This is a genomic window from Streptomyces sp. NPDC028910 (assembly GCF_055564955.1).
Window position 1 is genome coordinate 37,326 of record NZ_JBVHVF010000001.1, and the last position, 17,462, is coordinate 54,787.

Genomic DNA, 17,462 nt, shown 5'->3' on the forward strand with positions numbered 1-17,462 from the left:
TCTTGTTGCAGTTGCTGCCGCATTGATGGCGATTGCCCATCTGCAGCCCTGGATCTTCGGGCCCCTCGCGGCAGTGGCGGGCTTGACTCTTTTTCTCGCATACCATAGACGACATCGAGAATTCCGCTCGCGGCAACACATACCAGGCCCAAAGCCCGCCTTCTTCATGGGAAACCTGGCAGATCTTTTGACGTTCGGGCAGGGGCACCGGGATCTAGCCTTGCGCACATTGCACGAAGAATACGGGCCGGTCGTTCGCATTCACCTAGGGTGGGGTTCCCGCCCTTACGTTTCAGTTAATATGGCATCCAAGAACCTCCACCACAGATCGTTCGACTCCAATCGGCAAGCGGATAGAACCGTTCTCCCCATCAGCATGATGGGGATGCCTGGCGGGGAAGAACTACAAAGCCACCGACGCTCGATCGGCGGCCTTCTCAACAGGAAGGCGCTAGGCCATTTCAAGCACGAGGCAGACGCATTCGCCGTTCAGTTCACCGAGAGGAACGCAGCACACGGGGCAGGGGATCCCGAAGGCCCGACGGCCCTCCTCCGTGAAGTGCAAAGCTGGAGCGCCAACTCTCTGGGGAGCCTACTTTTGGGGACACCCTGGCACCTTCCCGATCTCCCCGGGTACCTGGATTGCCTCGGGCGAATCGAAGAAGAGATCGGCTACCGCACTTTCCATCCGCCCTTCCGCCGCTTCATCTTCCTGCACCGCACCCTCCAGACTCGATCCGCGTACAGATATCTGGCTTCAACCCTGAGTTCGATGTTGGACAATCGAGGGTGCCCTTTCGCCACTAAAGGCACTGGAGAAAATCGCGCGACTGTCGCCGAACGAATAAGGAACGAGGGTGGTTGGAGGCGGCGGCGGCGAATCGAAGAATTGATGTCGCTCGTACTTGGCGGCACCGACGCCATGACGTACGCCATCACTCAATGCCTCATCGAACTCTCGCGCAATCCGGAAATTCAGCGTAAGGTGCGGGCCTCCTGGGCTGCAGGGGATGGGGAACCCAGTGACAACAAGGAGGCGTCAGAGATGGTGCGGTCGGTGTTCTACGAGACGCTGAGACTTCACCCACCGGTTCCGTTCAGCTCCAAGCGGTCAGATCGAATAGACGTCGAAGCGAGCGGGATCCTCGTACCAGCCGGAACGAATATCCTTTGGGCAAAACCGGCGATTGGCGTCAACCCTGAGATATTCGAGGACCCGATCCTATTCGATCCGAGCAGGTTCGAGGAGGGGGCCACCTTGGCAGACTTCTTGCCGTTCGGTGCCGGTCCCCGCCATTGCATCGGCAGTCAGGCTGCAGAACAACTCTGCATTGCACTCTTGTCCCACATTCTCAGAGCATTTTCCGTGGAACCGGTCAATGACGCAGACATGACCCTCACTGCGAAAGTTGCCGTTGCTCCTTCATGTATTCCCGTGAGACTCCAGCCGCTAAGCTTGCCGTTTAACCCCGGCGCGAGATGAGTCGGGCGAGCGCCTCTGTGGGCCAGCAGAGCCATCCAAGAAGTGGGCTCATGACCACGAACCAGTGGACGCTGACTCGGCCCCGCGGCCGAGTGTGCTGATCCTAGATGCCGCTTGTCAGCCTGTTCTGCGGGGTTTGGTACCGACGCTGTGGTGGGCGGGCCGGGCATACGCCTCGCCGGTGGCGAGGACGCGTCCGACGTCGTAGCGGGTAGCGGGCCGCCGATTCTCAGGCCGCCCTCCGGGTCAGCCGTGGGTGGAGCCGGTCCCAGTCCTGCGCCGTCGCCGCCTCGTACCGGTCGGTATTGGTAACGGTCACCGCGGTGACCTCGCCCCAGGTGGCCGGGTCACCGAAGACGAACTCACCGCCGTGTTCGGGCGGCCGTCCACCCTGCGGCGGGCAGATCCACGGCCCTGGAACGGGCTTGCGCATCACCCGGTCCGAGCGGAGCCTGCCCAGAACCTCCACGGGCAGGTCGGCCAGGAGGTGGGCGATGCGGGGCGCGTCGTAGCCCGCGTCCAGCACGACCAAGACTTCCGCGTCCCCGTCCCGCCACTGGCCGGCGTCCACGAGACGTTGGACGACCTCGCGGACTTGGTCGGCGGTGACCGCAGCCAAGTCGGCGCCGGGCTCCAGCCGGATCGCGTCCAGCAGCGCGGTCCACGAAGTCCGGCCGGTCTCCAGCGCGGCGACGATCGAGTACGGCCAGCCGGGCACCATCTGGTGCTTGCCCAGGCCCCGGCCGAAGGTATGGCAAAACGAGCGGTCTGAGGAGGTGTCGGCGTCCGGCCGCAACCACGGCGAGACGTCCACCGCCAGCACCAGCCGGCCGTCGCCGGTTCGGGGAAGCGGGACACTGGTCAGTGCCCGCCGAAGCCGAGTGACGTCGATACGACCGTGGTTGATCCCGGAGTACAAGGCCCCGTGCTCGCGCCGGTACTCGGGAGCGAGCGCCAGGTCCACGAGGGTGCGGACCGGACCGTCGGTGCACAGCAGCGCGTCGCGCAGCTCGAACAGGGCGTCGCTCCGCGCGGTCAGGCACGCGTACAGGGAGTGGACTCCACGGGCAGGGCGTACCGGCGCTTCGGGAAGCCGGCGGCCCCGAGCCGGTCGTAGAAGCGGATCGCGCCCTCGTTCCAGTCGGGCGTCTGCCACTGGACCTGGTCGACGCCGAGCTCCCGGGCCAGCTCCGTCACGCCGTCCATCAGGGCCGCGCCGAGACCGTGGCCCCGCGCCTCCTGCGCCAGGTAGAGGCAGTCCATGTGGAGGTAGTGGCGTGCGTCCCAGAAGGAGAACTCGGCCGAGCAGGCGGCGTATCCGGCGACCTCGCCGTCCGGGGTCCCGGCGAGCAGCACCCACATCCGGGCGTCCTCGGCGAACAGCTGCCGCCCGAGCCGCTCGGCGAGACCCGGCGGCCGGGGCGCCGACTTCTCGTACGCGATGTGCTCCCGCATGAGTTCGACCAGGCGGGGCAGGTCCCCGACGCGTGCGCGGCGTACGACAGGCATGTGTTCCATGCCCGCCACCCTGCACCACGGGCCGGCGCGCCGGTGAACCGGGTCAGCTCGACGACAGCCGGAAGGTCATCTTCCCGAAGCCGACCTGGTCGCCGTCCCGGACCACCGCGGAACCCGTCACACGGTGCCCGTTGACCGTGGTCCCGTTGGTGGAGCCGAGGTCCTTGAGCACCCACACCCCGTCACACAGGCGCAGTTCCGCGTGCGCCCGGGAGACGGTCTCGTGGCTGAGCCGCAGCCCGTTGCCGGGATCGCGGCCGATCCGCAGGCCCGCCGAGCTGGGGTGCGGCAGCAGCAGCTTGGGCAGTCTCTCGGCGGCCCAGGCGCGCCGGACACCGACCGAGACGGCGGAGACCCGCCCCACCCAGCCGAACAGCCGACTGGTCCAGGAGCTTTGGGCGCCCTCCCGCGTCTGGAGGTCGGCGGTGAGGACGGCGAGGTCCTCGGATCGGCGCGCGGCCAGCGCCAGTTCGATACGGCGCACGAGGGTGTCGTGCGAGAGCATGCCGAGGGCCGCGCCCTCGCGGAGCTGGTCCAGCGCCCAGTCACGCTCGGCGTCGGAGAGCCGCGGCACGGGATGGGCGGAGAACTCGAAACTCGACGTCACAGGGTGATTGTCGGCCCGTCGGGGCCGGAGTGTCCAGAACTCCCCCGCCGCCCCCGGAATGATGGGCAGGATACGCATGCTGAACAGCGCCGCAGACGAGGGGAACGTCCATGCAGTTCGAGGTGTGGGCACCGCTGACCGGTCATGTCGCCATGCGACTCGACGACGCGACGTACGAGATGGCACGCGATCCGGACCGCAGCGGCTGGTGGACCGTCGACGCCCCGGCCCGCGAGGGGAGCCGCTACGGGTTCCTGCTGGACGGCGCCCCCCGCCCACGGCCGGATCCGCGCGGGCGGCGGCTGCCGGACGGACCCGACGGGCTGTCGGCGGTGGTCGACTTCGAGGCCCTCGCCCCACCGCCGACACCCACACCGACCCCGACACCGACACCGGCGCCGACACCCACACCGGCACCGGCGCCCCCACCGCACACCCGGCTCCAGGACGCGGTCCTGTACGAGCTCCACATCGGCACCTTCACCCCCGAGGGCACCTTCGACTCCGCCGCGGCCCGCCTCGGGCACCTGACCGCCCTCGGCGTCACGCACGTGGAGCTGATGCCGGTCTGCTCCTTCCCCGGCCGGCACGGCTGGGGGTACGACGGGGTCGCGCCCTGGTCGGTGCACGAGCCGTACGGCGGCCCGGCCGGGCTGGCCCGCTTCACGGCGGCCGCGCACGAGGCCGGGCTGGGCGTGGTGCTGGACGTGGTCCACAACCACCTCGGCCCCTCCGGCAACCACCTGCCCGCCTACGGCCCGTACTTCACCGACACCCACCACACCCCCTGGGGAGCGGCGGTGAACCTGGACGCGCCCGGCTCCGACGAGGTGCGCGCGTACCTCATCGGCAGCGCGCTGGCCTGGCTGCGCGACTACGGGATCGACGGGCTGCGGCTCGACGCCGTGCACGCGCTGGCCGACGAGCGGGCGCTGACCTTCCTGGAGGAGCTGGCCGCGGCCGTCGACGGGCTGGCCGCGGACACCGGGCGGCAGCTGTTCCTGATCGCCGAGTCCGACCGGTGCGACCCGCGCACCACCACCCCGCGCGCCGACGGGGGGCTGGGCCTGCACGCCCAGTGGAACGACGACTTCCACCACGCCCTGCACTGCGCGCTGACCGGCGAATCCCAGGCGTACTACGCCGACTTCGCCGAAGCCCCGCTCGCCGCCCTCGCCAAGACCCTGACCCGGGCCTTCTTCCACGACGGGACCTGGTCCGCCTTCCGGGGCCGCACCCACGGCCGCCCGGTGGACCGCCGCCGCGCCCCGGCCCACCGCTTCCTGGGCTACACCCAGAACCACGACCAGATCGGCAACCGGGCGCTCGGCGACCGGCTCGCCGCCTCCCTCTCCCCCGGGCTGCTGGCGTGCGCCGCGACCGTGGCGCTGACCGGGCCGTTCGTGCCGATGCTGTTCATGGGCGAGGAGTGGGGCGCGCGCACCCCGTGGCAGTACTTCACCGACCACTCCGACCCTGAGCTCGCCGAGGCGGTGCGCACCGGCCGGCGCCGGGAGTTCGCGGCGCACGGCTGGAAGGCCGAGGAGATCCCGGACCCGCAGGACCCGGCCACCCGGGAGCGCTCCTGCCTGGACTGGTCGGAGCCCGGACAGGCCGCCCACGCCCGCCTGCTGGACTGGTACCGCACGTTGATCGCGCTCCGCCGCACCCACCCGGACCTGCGCGACCCGGACCTGGCAGCGGTCCGGGTCGCCTTCGACGAGGAGCGGCGCTGGCTGACCTTCCGGCGCGGCGACGTACGGGTGGTGGTGAACCTCTCGAACGACGCGGCGACGATCCCGCTGGGCCGCAACGGGGTGCGGGTGCTGGCCGCTTGGGAGCCGCTCGAACACCCGGACCCGGACGGGCGGATCCGCGTACCGGGCGCGTCAGCGGTCGTCCTGGGGCCCTGAGGGTGTTCTGCCGTGCGGGCTGCCGTGCCGGCTGCCGTGCGGGCTATTCGACGATCGCCAGCTCGCGCGGGGCGTTGTTGAGGCGGCGCCCGCCGTTCTCCGTGACGGTCACGATGTCCTCGATGCGGACGCCGAACCGGCCCGGCAGGTAGACGCCCGGCTCCACGGAGAAGCACATGCCGGGGACCAGGGGCTGCTCCTCGCCCTCGACCATGTACGGGGGCTCGTGGGTGGTGACGCCGATGCCGTGGCCGGTGCGGTGGATGAAGCGGTCCCCGTAGCCGAACTCGGTGATCACGGCGCGCGCCGCCCGGTCCACCTCCTGGCAGGAGACGCCCGGCCGGACCGCCGCCACGCCGGCCTGCTGGGCCTCGCGGACGATGTCGTGGACCCGCTGCTCCTCGGCGCTGGGCTCGCCCACGTGCACGGTGCGGGAGATGTCGGAGCCGTAGCCGAACCGCAGGCCGCCGAAGTCGAGGACCACCATGTCGCCGTGGCGGATGACCCGGTCACCGGCCTCGTGGTGCGGGTTGGCCCCGTTGGGGCCGGAGCCGACGACGGTGAAGTCCACTTGGGAGTGGCCGTGCGCGCGCAGCAGGGCGGCCAGGTCGGCGGCGACGTCCGTCTCCCGGCGGTCGGCGAAGGGGAGGTGGAGGACCTGCGCGTAGGCGGCGTCGGCGGCGGCGCCCGCCGCGGCGAGGCGCTCCAGTTCCCGCTCGTCCTTCACCGCGCGGAGCATGGGCAGGCACTCGGTGAGCGGCGCGTAGGAGGTGGCCGGCAACTCCCGCTGGAGGCCGAGGAGATGGAGCGCCCAGGTGTTGTCGCTCACCCCGAAGCGCCCGCCGCGGTCCAGCAGCGGGGCGGTCACGGCGTACGGGTTCTTCCCGTCGGTCCAGTCCCGCAGGGCCAGCGCGGCGGCGCCGGGGGCCTTGGCCGCGTCGGGCGCCTCCAGGGCGGGTACGACGAGCACCGGTTCCTGCCCGGCGGCCAGCACGAGCAGGGTCAGCCGCTCGGTCTCGGCGGTGGGCCGGTATCCGGTGAGGTGCGTGAGGTCGGGCCCGGGGGCGATCAGCAGCCCGGCGAGTCCCGCCTCGGCGGCGGTCCGTGCGGCCGCGGTCATCCGGGCGGCGTAGTCATCGGCCGTGAAGGGGGCCGGGCCCTCGGCGTTCGCGTCGTAGGTCATACGGGTGATCCTGCCGTGAGCCGTGCGGCGAGCGCCGCGGCCGCGCCGGTGGGGCTTCCCGGCGTGAGCAGTTCCGTACGGTGCACCAGGCGCGGCGCGGACAGCGGTACGGCGACCCCCGCGCCGGCGGCCTCGGCGACGCGGCGCGGGAGCAGCACGAGGCCGTGCCCGGCGGTGGCGAGGGCGCAGAGGGCGAGCAGGTCGGTGCCGTCGTAGCGCACGGAGGCCCGGGCGGCGGTGAGCGGCAGCCCCACACCGGGGGCGTCGAGCCAGCGCGCGTCGGCGAGGTCGTCCAGCCGGACGGCGGCCCGCCCGGCGAGGGGATGCGCGGCGGGCAGCAGCACGGCCAGCTCCTCCTCGCCCACGCCCGTCACGGTGAGCGGTGCCACGTCGGGCAGCCGCAGGGGATCGCTGGGCGCGGCCGGACCGTCCACGAGGCCGAGATCACAGCCCCCGGTGGCGACGGCCGCGGGCACCTCGGCCGGGGGCAGCACCCGCAGGGTGACGCCGGTGGCGGGCAGGGCCGCGAGCAGCCGGGGCCCGACGGCGAGCGGGGACGCGGCGAGCGTGACGCGGCCGGGCGGGGCGGAGGCCAGCCGCAGCACGTCGGCCCGAGCGGCGTCGAGCCGCAGCAGCAGTGGCCCCGCGTGCTCCAGCAGCCGCACCCCGGCCGGGGTCGGCGCGACGGGCCGGCGGGTGAGCAGCTCGGCCCGCAGGTCCCCTTCCAGCGCGGCGATGTGCTGCGAGACGGCGGACTGCGTGTAGCCCAGCTCGCGGGCGGCCGCGGAGAAGGAGGAGAGCCGGGCCACGGCGACGAAGGTGCGGAGCAGGTGCGGATCCATGGTCATCAGGATCGCTTATCGAGCGTGCACGAACCATCGTTGGCGCTGAAGCGTGATCCGGTCGCAGGATGATCCGCATGACCACCGCCACGGCACGAACCACACGGACCGCGCCCACCACCCAGACCGCCCGGACCGCCCGGACCACCCAGTCCAGCCAGTCCACCCAGTCCACCCAGTCCACCCAGTCCGCCCAGAGCGCGCGGATCGCCCTCGTCGGCGACCGCTCCCCGCACGTGGAGTCCCACACCCGGATCCCGCTCCTGCTCGACGCCCTGGCCTCCCGCGACGGGCTCGTCCTCGACGCGTACTGGATCCCCACCGGCGACGCCGAGGCCGAGGCCGCCGCCGGGACACTGGCCCGCTTCGACGCCGTGTGGGTGCTTCCCGGCAGCCCGTACGCCAGTGAGGCCGGGGCGCTGGCGGCGATCCGGGTGGCCCGCGAGGAGGCCGTCCCCTTCCTCGGGACCTGCGGCGGCTTCCAGCACACCCTGCTGGAGTACGCCCGGACGGTGTGCGGGCTGACCGGCGCCGCGCACGCCGAGAACGACCCCGGGGCGGCGGACCCGCTGATCGCCCCGCTCGCCTGTTCGCTCGTCGGGCACGAGGGCCTGGTACGGGCCGAGCCCGGCTCGCTCGCGGAGGCCGCGCTCGGCGCGGAGCGGTCGACGGAGCGCTACCACTGCGCCTACGGGCCCGCGCCCCGGCATCTGCCGGTGCTCACGGCGCACGGACTGCGGCTGTCGGGGCACGACGACGAGGGCCGCGCGCGCATAGTGGAGCTGCCCGGGCACCCCTTCTTCCTGGCCACGCTGTTCCAGCCGGAGCTGCACGGGGACGGGACGAGGCCGCACCCGATCATCCGGGCCCTCGCCGGGGCCGCCGTCGCCCACGCCGTGGCCCGCGCCGCCGGCCGATAACGCGTCGCGGGGCCACCCGTCTGATCGGCTATGCTGTGCTTGCACATCGAACGGGCGGTCCGCCGCCCTTCGTGGTGGGTGTAGCTCAGTTGGTAGAGCACCTGGTTGTGGTCCAGGTGGCCGCGGGTTCAAGTCCCGTCACTCACCCTGTTCGTCCCGTGAGGGGTACGAGGTTTCCTCGTACCCCTCACGGGCTTTTCCGCGGTCGGCCCCCGGGTCCTAGGCCCGCAGGAAGGCCTCCACCTCGGTGGTGAAGGTCACCGGGGTCTCGTGGGGCGGGTAGTGGCCGGCCCCCCGGATGGTGCGGATCCGGCAGTTCGGGTACCAGGCCTGCCAGGTGGCGCGCATCACCTCGGCGGTCAGCGCGAGGTCGTACTCCCCGACCAGGACGAGCACCGGGACGGTGTTGCCCTTCACCGCGGAGGACAGGTCGAGGGGCTGCCAGCTCGCCAGGTAGGCGGCGAAGGCCTTGGGCCGGGAGACCTCCCGGGAGTGGGCGACCATGCGGTCCACCCAGTGGCGGCTCGCCCGGTTCCCGGTGACCAGGTCGAGGATGACGCGTCGCTTCTCCGGGTCCTCGGCGGCGCCGTAGAAGAGGGCGTGGGTCGTGTCGTCCATCTCGTAGGGCGCGGCCGGTACGGGGGCGAGCCCGATCAGCTTCTCGATGCGCTCGGGGGCCCTGACGAGGACCTGCTGGATCGCCTTGCCGCCCATGGAGTGACCGAGGAGGGAGAAGGTCTCCCAGCCGAGCTGGTCGGCCAGCTGGAGGACGTCGTCGGCGATCTCGGAGAGGCTGTAGCGGCCCGGGACGTCCCGCCGGTCGCCGTAGCCGCGGTAGTCCAGGAAGGCGTACGAGAACCCCTCGGGGTCCAGGTGGTCCAGTACGGAGCCCCAGTTGGCGGAGGTCCCGAACCAGTCGTGCAGCACGATGACGCGGACGGGTCCGGTGCCGATCCGACGGTGGGCGATGGCCATGCGTTCTCCCTCGGTGACGGGGAAGGTGACAACCGACGCCGTACGTTCTGCCCGCCGCGCCTGCGATCACACCGTGGAACCGACGTCGCCCACCGCGCCGCTCGCCATGGAGGTTGTCCCGCTCCGGCACGCGCGGCCACCGCCCCGGCGACCTGGCAGTGCTGGAGCGGCGGCCGCGTACGCCGGAGGACCGGGTCAGACGGTCCTGATCGCCGGGTCGGAGATGCCCGGGGCGCCCGTCTCGACGTGGCCCGCGAAGCGGCGGAGGAAGGTGGTGTCCGTGTCGGAGACGACCTTCACGTCGTACCAGCGGCCCGTGGCGCCGAGGTCCACCGTGTGGGCGACCGTGGCGCCGGCCGGGACCCTGAGGGTCTGGGCCGCGCCGCCGTAGGCGTTGGTCACCGTGAGGTTGACGGCCGCCGTACCGGAGTTGGTCAGGGTCAGGGCCAGGTTCCCGGTGGCCGCCACGTGGCGGGCCGTGACCTCGGGGCCGGCCTTCTTCGCCGGGCCCTTCCAGGTGCGCAGGAAGCCGTTCGGTCCCCACACCGTCAGGTTGATCTGGTTGCCGGTGGAGCTGCTGGTGGACCAGGTGTCCGAGAGGGTCTTGCCCGCCTCGACCGTGTAGGGCCAGGGGCCGTCCGTACGGTTGCCCGAGGTGCTGTGGAAGTGGGCGCCCAGGGTCGGGCCGCTGGCGAAGGTCAGGGTGAACTTGCCCGTGGACACCGTGGCCTTGCCGTCCACGTACGGGCTGTAGCCCAGGGCGCGGGTCGGCTTGGAGCCGGCCTCCTGCCTCGGCAGGGTGCCCGTCGCCGGCGGGGTCGGGTAGTAGGACGGGTGGCGGTTCTTGTCCGGCGGTACGTACCCGGCCGTGGAGGGCAGGGCGGCGGGCGCCGCGTCCGCCCGGGTGAAGTCGAAGGCCGAGGTCAGGTCGCCGCAGACCGCGCGGCGCCACGGGGAGATGTTGGGCTCCTGCACCCCGAAGCGCTTCTCCATGAAGCGGATCACCGAGGTGTGGTCGAAGGTCTCGGAGCAGACGTAGCCGCCCTTGCTCCACGGGGAGACCACGATCATCGGAACGCGCGGGCCCAGCCCGTACGGACCGGCCGCGTAGCCGCCGCCCCCGTTGTAGAGGTCGCCGGTCACGCTCGCCGTGGACAGGCCCCACGCCGAGGACGCGGGCGGGTACGGCGGGACCACGTGGTCGAAGAAGCCGTCGTTCTCGTCGTAGGTGATGAAGAGGGCGGTCTTCGCCCACACCGCCGGGTTCGCCGTCAGGGCGTCCAGGACCTGCGAGATGTACCAGGCACCGAAGTTCGTCGGCCAGTTCGAGTGCTCGCTGAACGCCTCGGGAGCGGCGATCCAGGAGACCTGGGGCAGCGTGCCGTTCACCACGTCCGCGCGCAGCCGGTCGAAGTAGCCGTCGCCCGCCTTGACGTTCGTGCCCGTACGCGCCTTCTCGTACAGGGCGCTGCCGGGCTGGGCGTTGCGGTAGTTGTTGAAGTACAGCAGCGAGTTGTCCCCGTAGTTGCCGCGGAAGGCGTCGTTGATCCAGCCCCAGTGGCCGGCCGCGTTCAGACCGTCGCCGATGTCCTGGTAGACCTTCCACGAGACCCCGGCTGACTCCAGGCGCTCGGGGTAGGTCTTCCAGCCGTATCCGGCCTCCTGGTTGCCGAGGACGGGGCCGCCGCCCACGCCGTCGTTGCCCGTGTAACCCGTCCACATGTAGTAGCGGTTGGGGTCCGTGGCGCCGATGAAGGAGCAGTGGTAGGCGTCGCACACGGTGAAGGCGTCGGCGAGGGCGTAGTGGAACGGGATGTCGCTGCGGGTCATGTACGACATGGTCGTGGCCGTCTTGGCCGGGACCCACTTGTCGTACTTGCCGTTGTTGTACGCCTGGTGGCCGCCCGCCCAGTCGTGGTCCAGGCCCGTGAGGAACTGCATCCCGAGGTCCTCGACCTGCGGATTGAAGGGCAGGATGTCCTTCGTCCCGTTGGACTGGTGGAAGACCGACTTGCCGTTGTCCTGGAGGACCGGCCGCGGGTCGCCGAAGCCCCGGACCCCCTTCATCGCGCCGAAGTAGTGGTCGAAGGACCGGTTCTCCTGCATGAGGACGACGATGTGCTCGATGTCCTGGATCGTTCCGGTGGTGCCCTGCGCCGAGATGGCGGCGGCCCTGGCGATGCTGTCGTTCAGCATCGCCAGGGCGGCCGTGCCACCGGCTATCTGCAAGAACCTGCGACGGTTGAGTTCTGCCATGGCGTGAGGACCTCTGCGGGTGAGGGGGAGTCGAAGGAGCGCCCCAAGGACAGCGGTCCCGGGGTACCGGACGGAGATCGCTTCGTGACACTGCGCCGTACACCTGGAGAACGAAGAGCGTTCCCGGACGTGCGGCCTGCCGCTGTCGCCGCCGGTGCTGGGTTGGTGGTGGTGGTGGAGGGAGGTTACGGGGACTCCTCGCAACACAACAGACCCTCGGGCCACGCCACTTGGCCGAGCTGCCAGCTCCGCCAGGAGCGCCGCCCTGCGGGACCGGCATGAGAGAAGGCGGCAGAGGGAGCGGGTACTCAGTCGGCCCGCGGGGCGGACGGTGCCGGTCTGAGCATCCCTACTCAGGCCCGGCCGCAGGCGGCTTGTCATAGTGTTGGCATGCTCATTCAGCCGTATGATCCGCTGCCGCGCGCCGGGATAACCGCCGTCGGTAGCATGCTGCCCGAGGAGGTGCTGTCCTCGGACGGCCTTCTGCAGGAGGTGGCGCGCCGCAGTGGCCTGCCCCTGCCGCCGAGGCTGCTGACGCAGGCCACCGGGATCGTCTCCCGTCGCGTCGCGGGCGAGGGCGTGTACGCGTCCACGCTCGCCGTGGGCGCCGCCCGCCGGGCACTGGACGCCGCCGGACTCGACCCGCTCGACATCGACCTGCTGCTCTTCGCCTCCGCCTCCCGCGACCTGGTCGAGCCCGCCACCGCGCACATCGTCCAGGCGGAGCTGGGCTCGCGGGCCCACGCCCTGGACGTCACCAACGCGTGCAACAGCTTCGTCAACGGCATCGACCTCGCCCGGTCCATGATCCTCGCCGGTCGGGCGCGACGGGCCCTGGTCGTCACCGGGGAGACCCCCAGCCGGGCGGTGCGCAGGGACCCGGCGGATCTCGCGGAGCTCCGTGACGGCTTCGCCGGCTACACCTTCGGCGACGCGGGCGCGGCCGTGGTCGTGGAGGCCGTCGAGCGGGGCGGGATCCTCGACGTGGACACCGAGACCCACTCGGAGCACTGGGAGGTCGGGGGCATCCCGGGCGGCGGGTCACGGCACCCGCGCGGGGACGCGTACACCTACTTCCGGGGCGACGGGCACGAACTGCGGGGCGTCTTCGAGAAGGTGGGCACCGCCGTCATCGACCGGACGCTGCACCGCGCGGGGATGGAGATCGGCGGCTTCGCCAAGGTGCTGGTGCACCAGGTGACGGTGCCGTACCTGGAGCGGTTCGCCGAGCTGGCCGGGGTGCCCGCCGGGAAGCTGGTGGTGACGGTGCCCGAGCTCGGGAACGTCGCGAGCGCGAGCATCGGGATCCAGTTGGACCGGGTGTTCGGGGAGCTGGAGCCGGGGGAAAGGGTGCTGTTCGTCGGGCTGGGCGGCGGCATCAGCATCATGACGATGGTCTGGGAGAAGTCGTGAGCCGGATGTGGGTGGTGGTGCCCGCGCACGAGGAGGAGGCCCGGCTGGCGGACACGCTGCGGGCCCTCGCGGCACAGCGGGACCGTGACTTCACGCTGCTGGTCGTCGACAACGCCTCGGCGGACGGCACCGGAGCGATCGCCCGGGAGTTCGCGGCGGACGCGCCCTTCCCGGTGGAGGTGATCGAGGAGCCGGAGAAGGGCGTCGGCTCCGCCGTCGACACCGGTTTCCGGTACGCGATCGGCCGGGGCGCGGCCCTGCTCGCCCGTACGGACGCCGACTGCCTGCCCCGGCCCGGCTGGACCGGCGCGGCGCGCGCCGCGCTCACGCGCAGCCCCGGGCTGGTGTGCGGGCGGATCGTCGCCCGGCGCGACGAACACGGCCCGCTCGGCCGGGCCGGCTTCGGCGTGCTCGTGGCCCTCGCCGCGCTCTTCGGCCGGCTGCGGCCGCGGCACGCCCGCCGCAACGGCTACCTGGCTCCCTACCGCATGCACGCCGGGAACAACATGGCCATCACCGCCGAGCTGTACCTGGCCGTCGGCGGCATGCCCCGGCGCCCCTCGCCGACCGACCGGCTCTTCCTCAACGCCGTACGCCGCCACACCGACCGGATCACGCACTGCCGGTCGATGGTCGTGGAGAACTCGACGCGCCGGCTGCGGGCCTACGGCATCGCCGGCACCGCCCGCTGGTACCTCGACCAGGGCAGCGGCTCCCACGGAACGGATCCCCGCTGATGCTCGACCGTCTCGACCACGCGCTGCGCAGCCGCCCCGAGCGGCCCGCCGTGCTCACCGCCACCCGCAGCGGCGCTCCCCGTGTCCGGGCCACCCGCGGCGAACTCGCCGGGCTGGCGGACGCGTTCGCCGCTGCCCTGCACGCGCGCGGGCTGCGCGCCGGGGACACCGTCGGCGTGGCCGTGCGCCCCGGGCCACGGGCCCTCGCCGTGCTGCTCGCGCTGTGGCGGCTGGGGCTGCGCGGGGCCGTCCTGGACCCCGGCGCGGGGCCCGACGTGCTGCGCGCCCGCCTCGCGCTGGCCCGGCCCTCGCTGGTGCTGGCCGACGCGGCCGCGCAGGCGGTGGCGGGCTGGGCCCGGCCGCTGGCCCGCCGGGCCCGGCTCGCCCTGCCGGACCTGGCCGAGCTGGGGCCGGTGGCCACGGTCGGGCGGCGGCTGCCGGGCTGCGCGCCCGCGCTGGACCTGGCGGCGCCGCGGCTCGGTGTTCCCGCGCACGGCGACGTGGACGGGGTCGTGGACGGTGACGCCGACGCGGTGATCGTGTTCACCTCCGGGACCACCTCCCGGCCGCGGGCCGTCGTCCACACCCGGGCGAGCCTGTCCGCCGGGATGGCCACGGTCTCCTCCCTCTTCGACGGGCGCGGGGACCGGCCGGTGCTCGGCGGCACCTTCTTCGTGCTCGTCCCCTCGCTGACGCGCGGCGCCCCCGTAGCCCTCCCGGCCGGCAATTCCCGTGTCCTGGCACGGCAGTTGCACCGGCTGCGCCCCCAGGACACCTATCTGACCCCGCCCCGGCTGCGGGACGCGCTGGGCGCGGGCGCCCGCTTCCACGGCCGGGTGTGGACGGGCTCGGCCCCGGCCGGCGCCGGGCTGCTGGAGCGCGTACGGGAGGCGGGCGCGGACGAGGCCTGGGGCGTGTACGCGCTCACCGAGCTCTTCCCGGCCGCCGCGGTCGAGGCGCGGGAGAAGGCCGCTTTCGACGAGGAGGGCGACCTGGTCGGCGCCCCGCTGCCGGGGGTGCTCGCCAAGCCTGACGGGGACGGGCAGCTGCTGCTGTCCGGTCCCGCCGCCCGGCACCGCTACCTCGGTGAGGAGCCGGACCCGTGGGTGCGTACGGGCGACCGGGCGCGGCTGGACGGCGCGGGCCGGATCGTCCTCGAGGGCAGGACCAAGGACATGGTGCTGCGCCGGGCGGAGAACATCTACCCGGGACTCTACGAGCCCGCCCTGCACGTGCCGGGAGTGGAACTGGCCGTGCTCGTCGGGATCCCGGCGGGCGACGGCGACGAACGGCTCGTGGCCGTCGTACAGCCGCAGCGCGGCGCGGACGAACGGGCTCTGCGCGCCGCTCTGGCGGAGCCGGTCCGGCGCATGGGCACGGCCCGCCCCGACGCGCTGCTCCTCGCCCGGATCCCGCTGTCGGGGCGCTCGCGCAAACCGGACCGGGCGGCGACGGCCGCCCTGGCGGCGCGACGCCTAGTGCTGTGACCCCGCACCGGCCAGCCTGCCGGACCGACCGGCGTCCGCTGTCGATTCCCGCCGTCCTCACGGAGGTACGCACCCCATGACCACCACCTCCCACGCGCGCGCCCGGCGACGCGACCGCCGGGTCTATCTGGGCTCCCATCCCGTGCTGTTCGGGCTGCTCGCCGCCACCCGCGGGCGTCCCGTACGCCGGCTCGGCCGGACCCTGCTCGTACACGGCGGGGAGGCCTACCGGGAGGCGTTGACCCGGCTGCCGCTCGACCGGACGGCGGCCGGTACGACGGGCGGCGCCGCGCGGGCCGCCCTGCGGGACGGCGGTGGTGTGCTGTTCGACCAGGAGGGCGACGGGCACCGGGCGGACCGGCGGGGCCTCGCGGGCGGGCTCGGCGCGGCCGGGGTGGAGGAGCTCCGGGCGCGGTGGCAGCCGCTGCTCGTACGCCGCCTCGCGCCGCTCGCGCACGGCGGCGAGGTGGACCTCGTCGCGCTCGCGCGGGAGCTGTCCGGGTCGGTGGTGTGCGCCCTGCTGGGCTCCGGCGCCGATCCGCTGGCGGTCGCGGAGGCCGCCGCCGAGGCCGCGGCGGCCTCCGTACGCAGCCATCTGCCCGGGCCGCGCCGCCCGCGCGCGGAGGCCGCCGCCACCCGGGCCGCCGAGCGGCTGCGCGGGCTCCTGGGGCCCGCCGACGAGGCGCTGTCGGCGATGCTGGCGGTGGCTGCCGTCAACACCACCGTCGCCGCGCTGCCCCGGGCGGTGGCCTGGTGCGCCGACGCGGGGCTGTGGGACCAGGCGGCGGACGAGGCGCTGCGGCCGGCGCTGGCCGAGGAACTGCTGCGGGTCACCGCGGCCTCGCCGCTGCTGCCCCGGGTGGCCGCGGCGGACGGGTCGGTCGGCGGCTGTCCGGTGCGCGGCGGCGACCGGCTGCTGCTGGTCGCCCGGCACGCGGCCGAGGCGCACCGGCGCGACCCGGACGGCCGGCGGCCGGCCGGCCCGGCCCTGGCCCGGCTGGTGTTCGGCGCCGGACCGCACGCCTGCCCCGGGGCCCGGCTGGCCTGCGTCCAGCTGGCCGACGTACTGGCGGCGCTGGCCCCGCACCGGCCGGTGGTGACCGGAGCGCGGGTGGACCGGCGGGCGGCGCTGCCCGGCTGGCGCTCGCTGACCGTACGGGCGGGGTCGTGATCACGGGCGGGGTCGTGATCGCGGTCACGGGTGCCAGCGGCTTCTGCGGCGGGCACGTCGCACGCGCCGCGGCGGCCGGTGGGGCGCAGGTGGTGTGCCTGGGCCGCAGGCCGGGCCCGGTGGGCACGCACCGGTTCTGGGACGCCGCCCGGGACCTGCCGGACCTCCGGGGCGTGGACCTGGTGGTGCACTGCGCGGCGGCGGTCGGCGATCCGGCCCCCGGCTCGGCGGCCGAGGCGCAGATGCGCGCGGTCAACGTGGACGGCACGCGGCGGCTGCTCACGGCGGCGGGCGGGCGGCCCGTGGTGTGGGTGAGCAGCGCCAGCGTCTACGACCCGCGGCTCGACCGGACCCTGGTCGGCGAGGAACACCCCCGCGCGGGACAGCTGAACGCCTACGGCCGGACCAAGGCGGAGGGCGAGGCCCTGGCCCTGGCCGCCGGTGCGGTGGTGCTGCGTCCGCGGGCCGTCTACGGCCCGGGCGACACCACACTGCTGCCCCGGCTGCTGTCGCGGGTCCGGGCGGGCACCCTGCTGCTGCCGGGCCCCGACGTACGGCTCAGCCTCACCGCGGTGGAGAACCTCGCCGAGGCCTGCCTCGCGGCCCACGCGTGGGCGCCGGGCGCGTACAACATCGCCGACGGGGAGCCGTACGCCCGCGACGCCGCGGTCCGCGCGGTCCTGCGCGCCCACGGCGTCCGGGCCCGGATCCGCCATCTCCCGCTACCGGTGGCCCGTACGGCGGCCCGGATCGCGGAAGCCGTGGCGACGGCCGAACCGGCCCTGAGCCGCTACGCGGTGGACCAGCTCGCCCACCCGGTGGTCCTGGACCTCACCCGGGCCCGGTCCCGGGGCTGGACCCCGGGCCGGACCCTGGCGGACTACCTCGACTCGGTGGACGGGGCGTAGTCCACCGGTGGACCCGGTGGACCCCGGGGCAGGGAGGGGCCGCCGCCGG

14 protein-coding genes, 1 tRNA gene and 1 pseudogene are annotated in these 17,462 nt (G+C 73.3%); 9 read left to right on the top strand and 7 right to left on the bottom strand.

The window, feature by feature from the left end; all coding sequences use genetic code 11:
• The first annotated feature begins 25 nt into the window (after window positions 1–25).
• Entirely contained in the window at window positions 26–1,483 is a 1,458-nt protein-coding gene (locus ACZ4TV_RS00170) for a cytochrome P450 (RefSeq protein WP_468129867.1), read from the top strand.
• Window positions 1,484–1,715: 232 nt separating this feature from the next.
• Here the strand turns inward: ACZ4TV_RS00170 and ACZ4TV_RS00175 are convergent.
• From ACZ4TV_RS00175 to ACZ4TV_RS00185, 3 genes and pseudogenes are all read right to left on the bottom strand, one after another.
• A pseudogene (locus ACZ4TV_RS00175) lies at window positions 1,716–2,534 on the bottom strand (transposase); the annotation flags it as partial.
• Window positions 2,519–3,001 (bottom strand): GNAT family N-acetyltransferase, encoded by a 483-nt coding sequence (locus tag ACZ4TV_RS00180; protein ID WP_468129031.1) that lies wholly within the window; start codon window positions 2,999–3,001, stop codon window positions 2,519–2,521. The gene ACZ4TV_RS00180 and the pseudogene ACZ4TV_RS00175, both read right to left, overlap by 16 nt.
• Before the next feature lie 43 nt (window positions 3,002–3,044).
• Window positions 3,045–3,608 (bottom strand): FHA domain-containing protein, encoded by a 564-nt coding sequence (locus ACZ4TV_RS00185; protein ID WP_468129033.1) that lies wholly within the window; start codon window positions 3,606–3,608, stop codon window positions 3,045–3,047.
• A 110-nt stretch (window positions 3,609–3,718) separates the two neighbouring features.
• Here ACZ4TV_RS00185 and treZ point away from each other — a divergent pair, with 110 nt between their 5' ends.
• Window positions 3,719–5,521: a malto-oligosyltrehalose trehalohydrolase gene (treZ, locus tag ACZ4TV_RS00190; RefSeq protein ID WP_468129035.1), complete on the top strand. Its 1,803-nt coding sequence runs from the start codon at window positions 3,719–3,721 to the stop codon at window positions 5,519–5,521.
• Between the two features lie 43 nt (window positions 5,522–5,564).
• Here the strand turns inward: treZ and ACZ4TV_RS00195 are convergent, their stop codons facing one another.
• Window positions 5,565–6,704 carry a M24 family metallopeptidase gene (locus ACZ4TV_RS00195; protein ID WP_468129037.1) on the bottom strand — a complete coding sequence of 380 codons (1,140 nt, stop codon included), beginning with the start codon at window positions 6,702–6,704 and terminating at the stop codon, window positions 5,565–5,567.
• Window positions 6,701–7,546 carry a LysR family transcriptional regulator gene (locus ACZ4TV_RS00200; protein ID WP_468129869.1) on the bottom strand — a complete coding sequence of 282 codons (846 nt, stop codon included), beginning with the start codon at window positions 7,544–7,546 and terminating at the stop codon, window positions 6,701–6,703. The genes ACZ4TV_RS00195 and ACZ4TV_RS00200 overlap by 4 nt, the downstream gene beginning before the upstream one ends.
• A 77-nt stretch (window positions 7,547–7,623) precedes the next feature.
• Here ACZ4TV_RS00200 and ACZ4TV_RS00205 point away from each other — a divergent pair, with 77 nt between their 5' ends.
• Together ACZ4TV_RS00205 and ACZ4TV_RS00210 are read left to right on the top strand one after the other, a co-directional pair.
• The gene (locus ACZ4TV_RS00205; protein WP_468129039.1) at window positions 7,624–8,466 is read left to right on the top strand and encodes a CTP synthase C-terminal region-related (seleno)protein; all 843 of its coding nucleotides are present in this window, start codon (window positions 7,624–7,626) and stop codon (window positions 8,464–8,466) included.
• Between the two features lie 74 nt (window positions 8,467–8,540).
• Window positions 8,541–8,613: transfer RNA gene (locus ACZ4TV_RS00210), tRNA-His, on the top strand.
• Between the two features lie 72 nt (window positions 8,614–8,685).
• On the opposite strand, the gene ACZ4TV_RS00215 is transcribed toward ACZ4TV_RS00210, so the two are convergent.
• Together ACZ4TV_RS00215 and ACZ4TV_RS00220 are read right to left on the bottom strand one after the other, a co-directional pair.
• On the bottom strand, window positions 8,686–9,441 hold the full coding sequence (locus tag ACZ4TV_RS00215) for an alpha/beta fold hydrolase (protein ID WP_468129041.1): 756 nt from the start codon (window positions 9,439–9,441) through the stop codon (window positions 8,686–8,688).
• Window positions 9,442–9,636: 195 nt separating this feature from the next.
• Complete coding sequence (locus ACZ4TV_RS00220; RefSeq protein ID WP_468129043.1) at window positions 9,637–11,697, bottom strand: phosphocholine-specific phospholipase C; 2,061 nt, start codon at window positions 11,695–11,697, stop codon at window positions 9,637–9,639.
• A gap of 390 nt (window positions 11,698–12,087) precedes the next feature.
• Here ACZ4TV_RS00220 and ACZ4TV_RS00225 point away from each other — a divergent pair, with 390 nt between their 5' ends.
• The 5 genes from ACZ4TV_RS00225 (at window position 12,088) to ACZ4TV_RS00245 (ending at window position 17,413) form a co-directional block, all read left to right on the top strand.
• Window positions 12,088–13,110, top strand: coding sequence for a 3-oxoacyl-ACP synthase III family protein (locus tag ACZ4TV_RS00225; protein WP_468129045.1), 1,023 nt, complete (start codon window positions 12,088–12,090; stop codon window positions 13,108–13,110).
• 5 nt (window positions 13,111–13,115) lie between these two features.
• Window positions 13,116–13,847, top strand: a complete 732-nt coding sequence (locus tag ACZ4TV_RS00230) for a glycosyltransferase family A protein (protein ID WP_468129871.1) — start codon at window positions 13,116–13,118, stop codon at window positions 13,845–13,847.
• Window positions 13,847–15,334, top strand: a complete 1,488-nt coding sequence (locus ACZ4TV_RS00235; RefSeq protein WP_468129047.1) for an AMP-binding protein — start codon at window positions 13,847–13,849, stop codon at window positions 15,332–15,334. The genes ACZ4TV_RS00230 and ACZ4TV_RS00235 overlap by 1 nt, the downstream gene beginning before the upstream one ends.
• A gap of 76 nt (window positions 15,335–15,410) precedes the next feature.
• On the top strand, window positions 15,411–16,505 hold the full coding sequence (locus tag ACZ4TV_RS00240) for a cytochrome P450 (protein WP_468129049.1): 1,095 nt from the start codon (window positions 15,411–15,413) through the stop codon (window positions 16,503–16,505).
• A complete protein-coding gene (locus tag ACZ4TV_RS00245) occupies window positions 16,505–17,413 on the top strand; it encodes an NAD-dependent epimerase/dehydratase family protein (RefSeq protein WP_468129873.1) in 909 nt (302 codons plus the stop codon). Before ACZ4TV_RS00240 ends, ACZ4TV_RS00245 begins: the two co-directional genes overlap by 1 nt.
• Window positions 17,414–17,462 lie beyond the last annotated feature (49 nt).

Coding starts and splice junctions, on each gene's coding strand:
- ACZ4TV_RS00170 (WP_468129867.1), top strand. CDS start 26: ATGGCGATTGCCCATCTGCAGCCCTGGATCTTCGGGCCCCTCGCGGCA.
- ACZ4TV_RS00180 (WP_468129031.1), bottom strand. CDS start 3,001: ATGGAACACATGCCTGTCGTACGCCGCGCACGCGTCGGGGACCTGCCC.
- treZ (WP_468129035.1), top strand. CDS start 3,719: ATGCAGTTCGAGGTGTGGGCACCGCTGACCGGTCATGTCGCCATGCGA.
- ACZ4TV_RS00195 (WP_468129037.1), bottom strand. CDS start 6,704: ATGACCTACGACGCGAACGCCGAGGGCCCGGCCCCCTTCACGGCCGAT.
- ACZ4TV_RS00200 (WP_468129869.1), bottom strand. CDS start 7,546: ATGGATCCGCACCTGCTCCGCACCTTCGTCGCCGTGGCCCGGCTCTCC.
- ACZ4TV_RS00205 (WP_468129039.1), top strand. CDS start 7,624: ATGACCACCGCCACGGCACGAACCACACGGACCGCGCCCACCACCCAG.
- ACZ4TV_RS00215 (WP_468129041.1), bottom strand. CDS start 9,441: ATGGCCATCGCCCACCGTCGGATCGGCACCGGACCCGTCCGCGTCATC.
- ACZ4TV_RS00220 (WP_468129043.1), bottom strand. CDS start 11,697: ATGGCAGAACTCAACCGTCGCAGGTTCTTGCAGATAGCCGGTGGCACG.
- ACZ4TV_RS00225 (WP_468129045.1), top strand. CDS start 12,088: ATGCTCATTCAGCCGTATGATCCGCTGCCGCGCGCCGGGATAACCGCC.
- ACZ4TV_RS00230 (WP_468129871.1), top strand. CDS start 13,116: ATGTGGGTGGTGGTGCCCGCGCACGAGGAGGAGGCCCGGCTGGCGGAC.
- ACZ4TV_RS00235 (WP_468129047.1), top strand. CDS start 13,847: ATGCTCGACCGTCTCGACCACGCGCTGCGCAGCCGCCCCGAGCGGCCC.
- ACZ4TV_RS00240 (WP_468129049.1), top strand. CDS start 15,411: ATGACCACCACCTCCCACGCGCGCGCCCGGCGACGCGACCGCCGGGTC.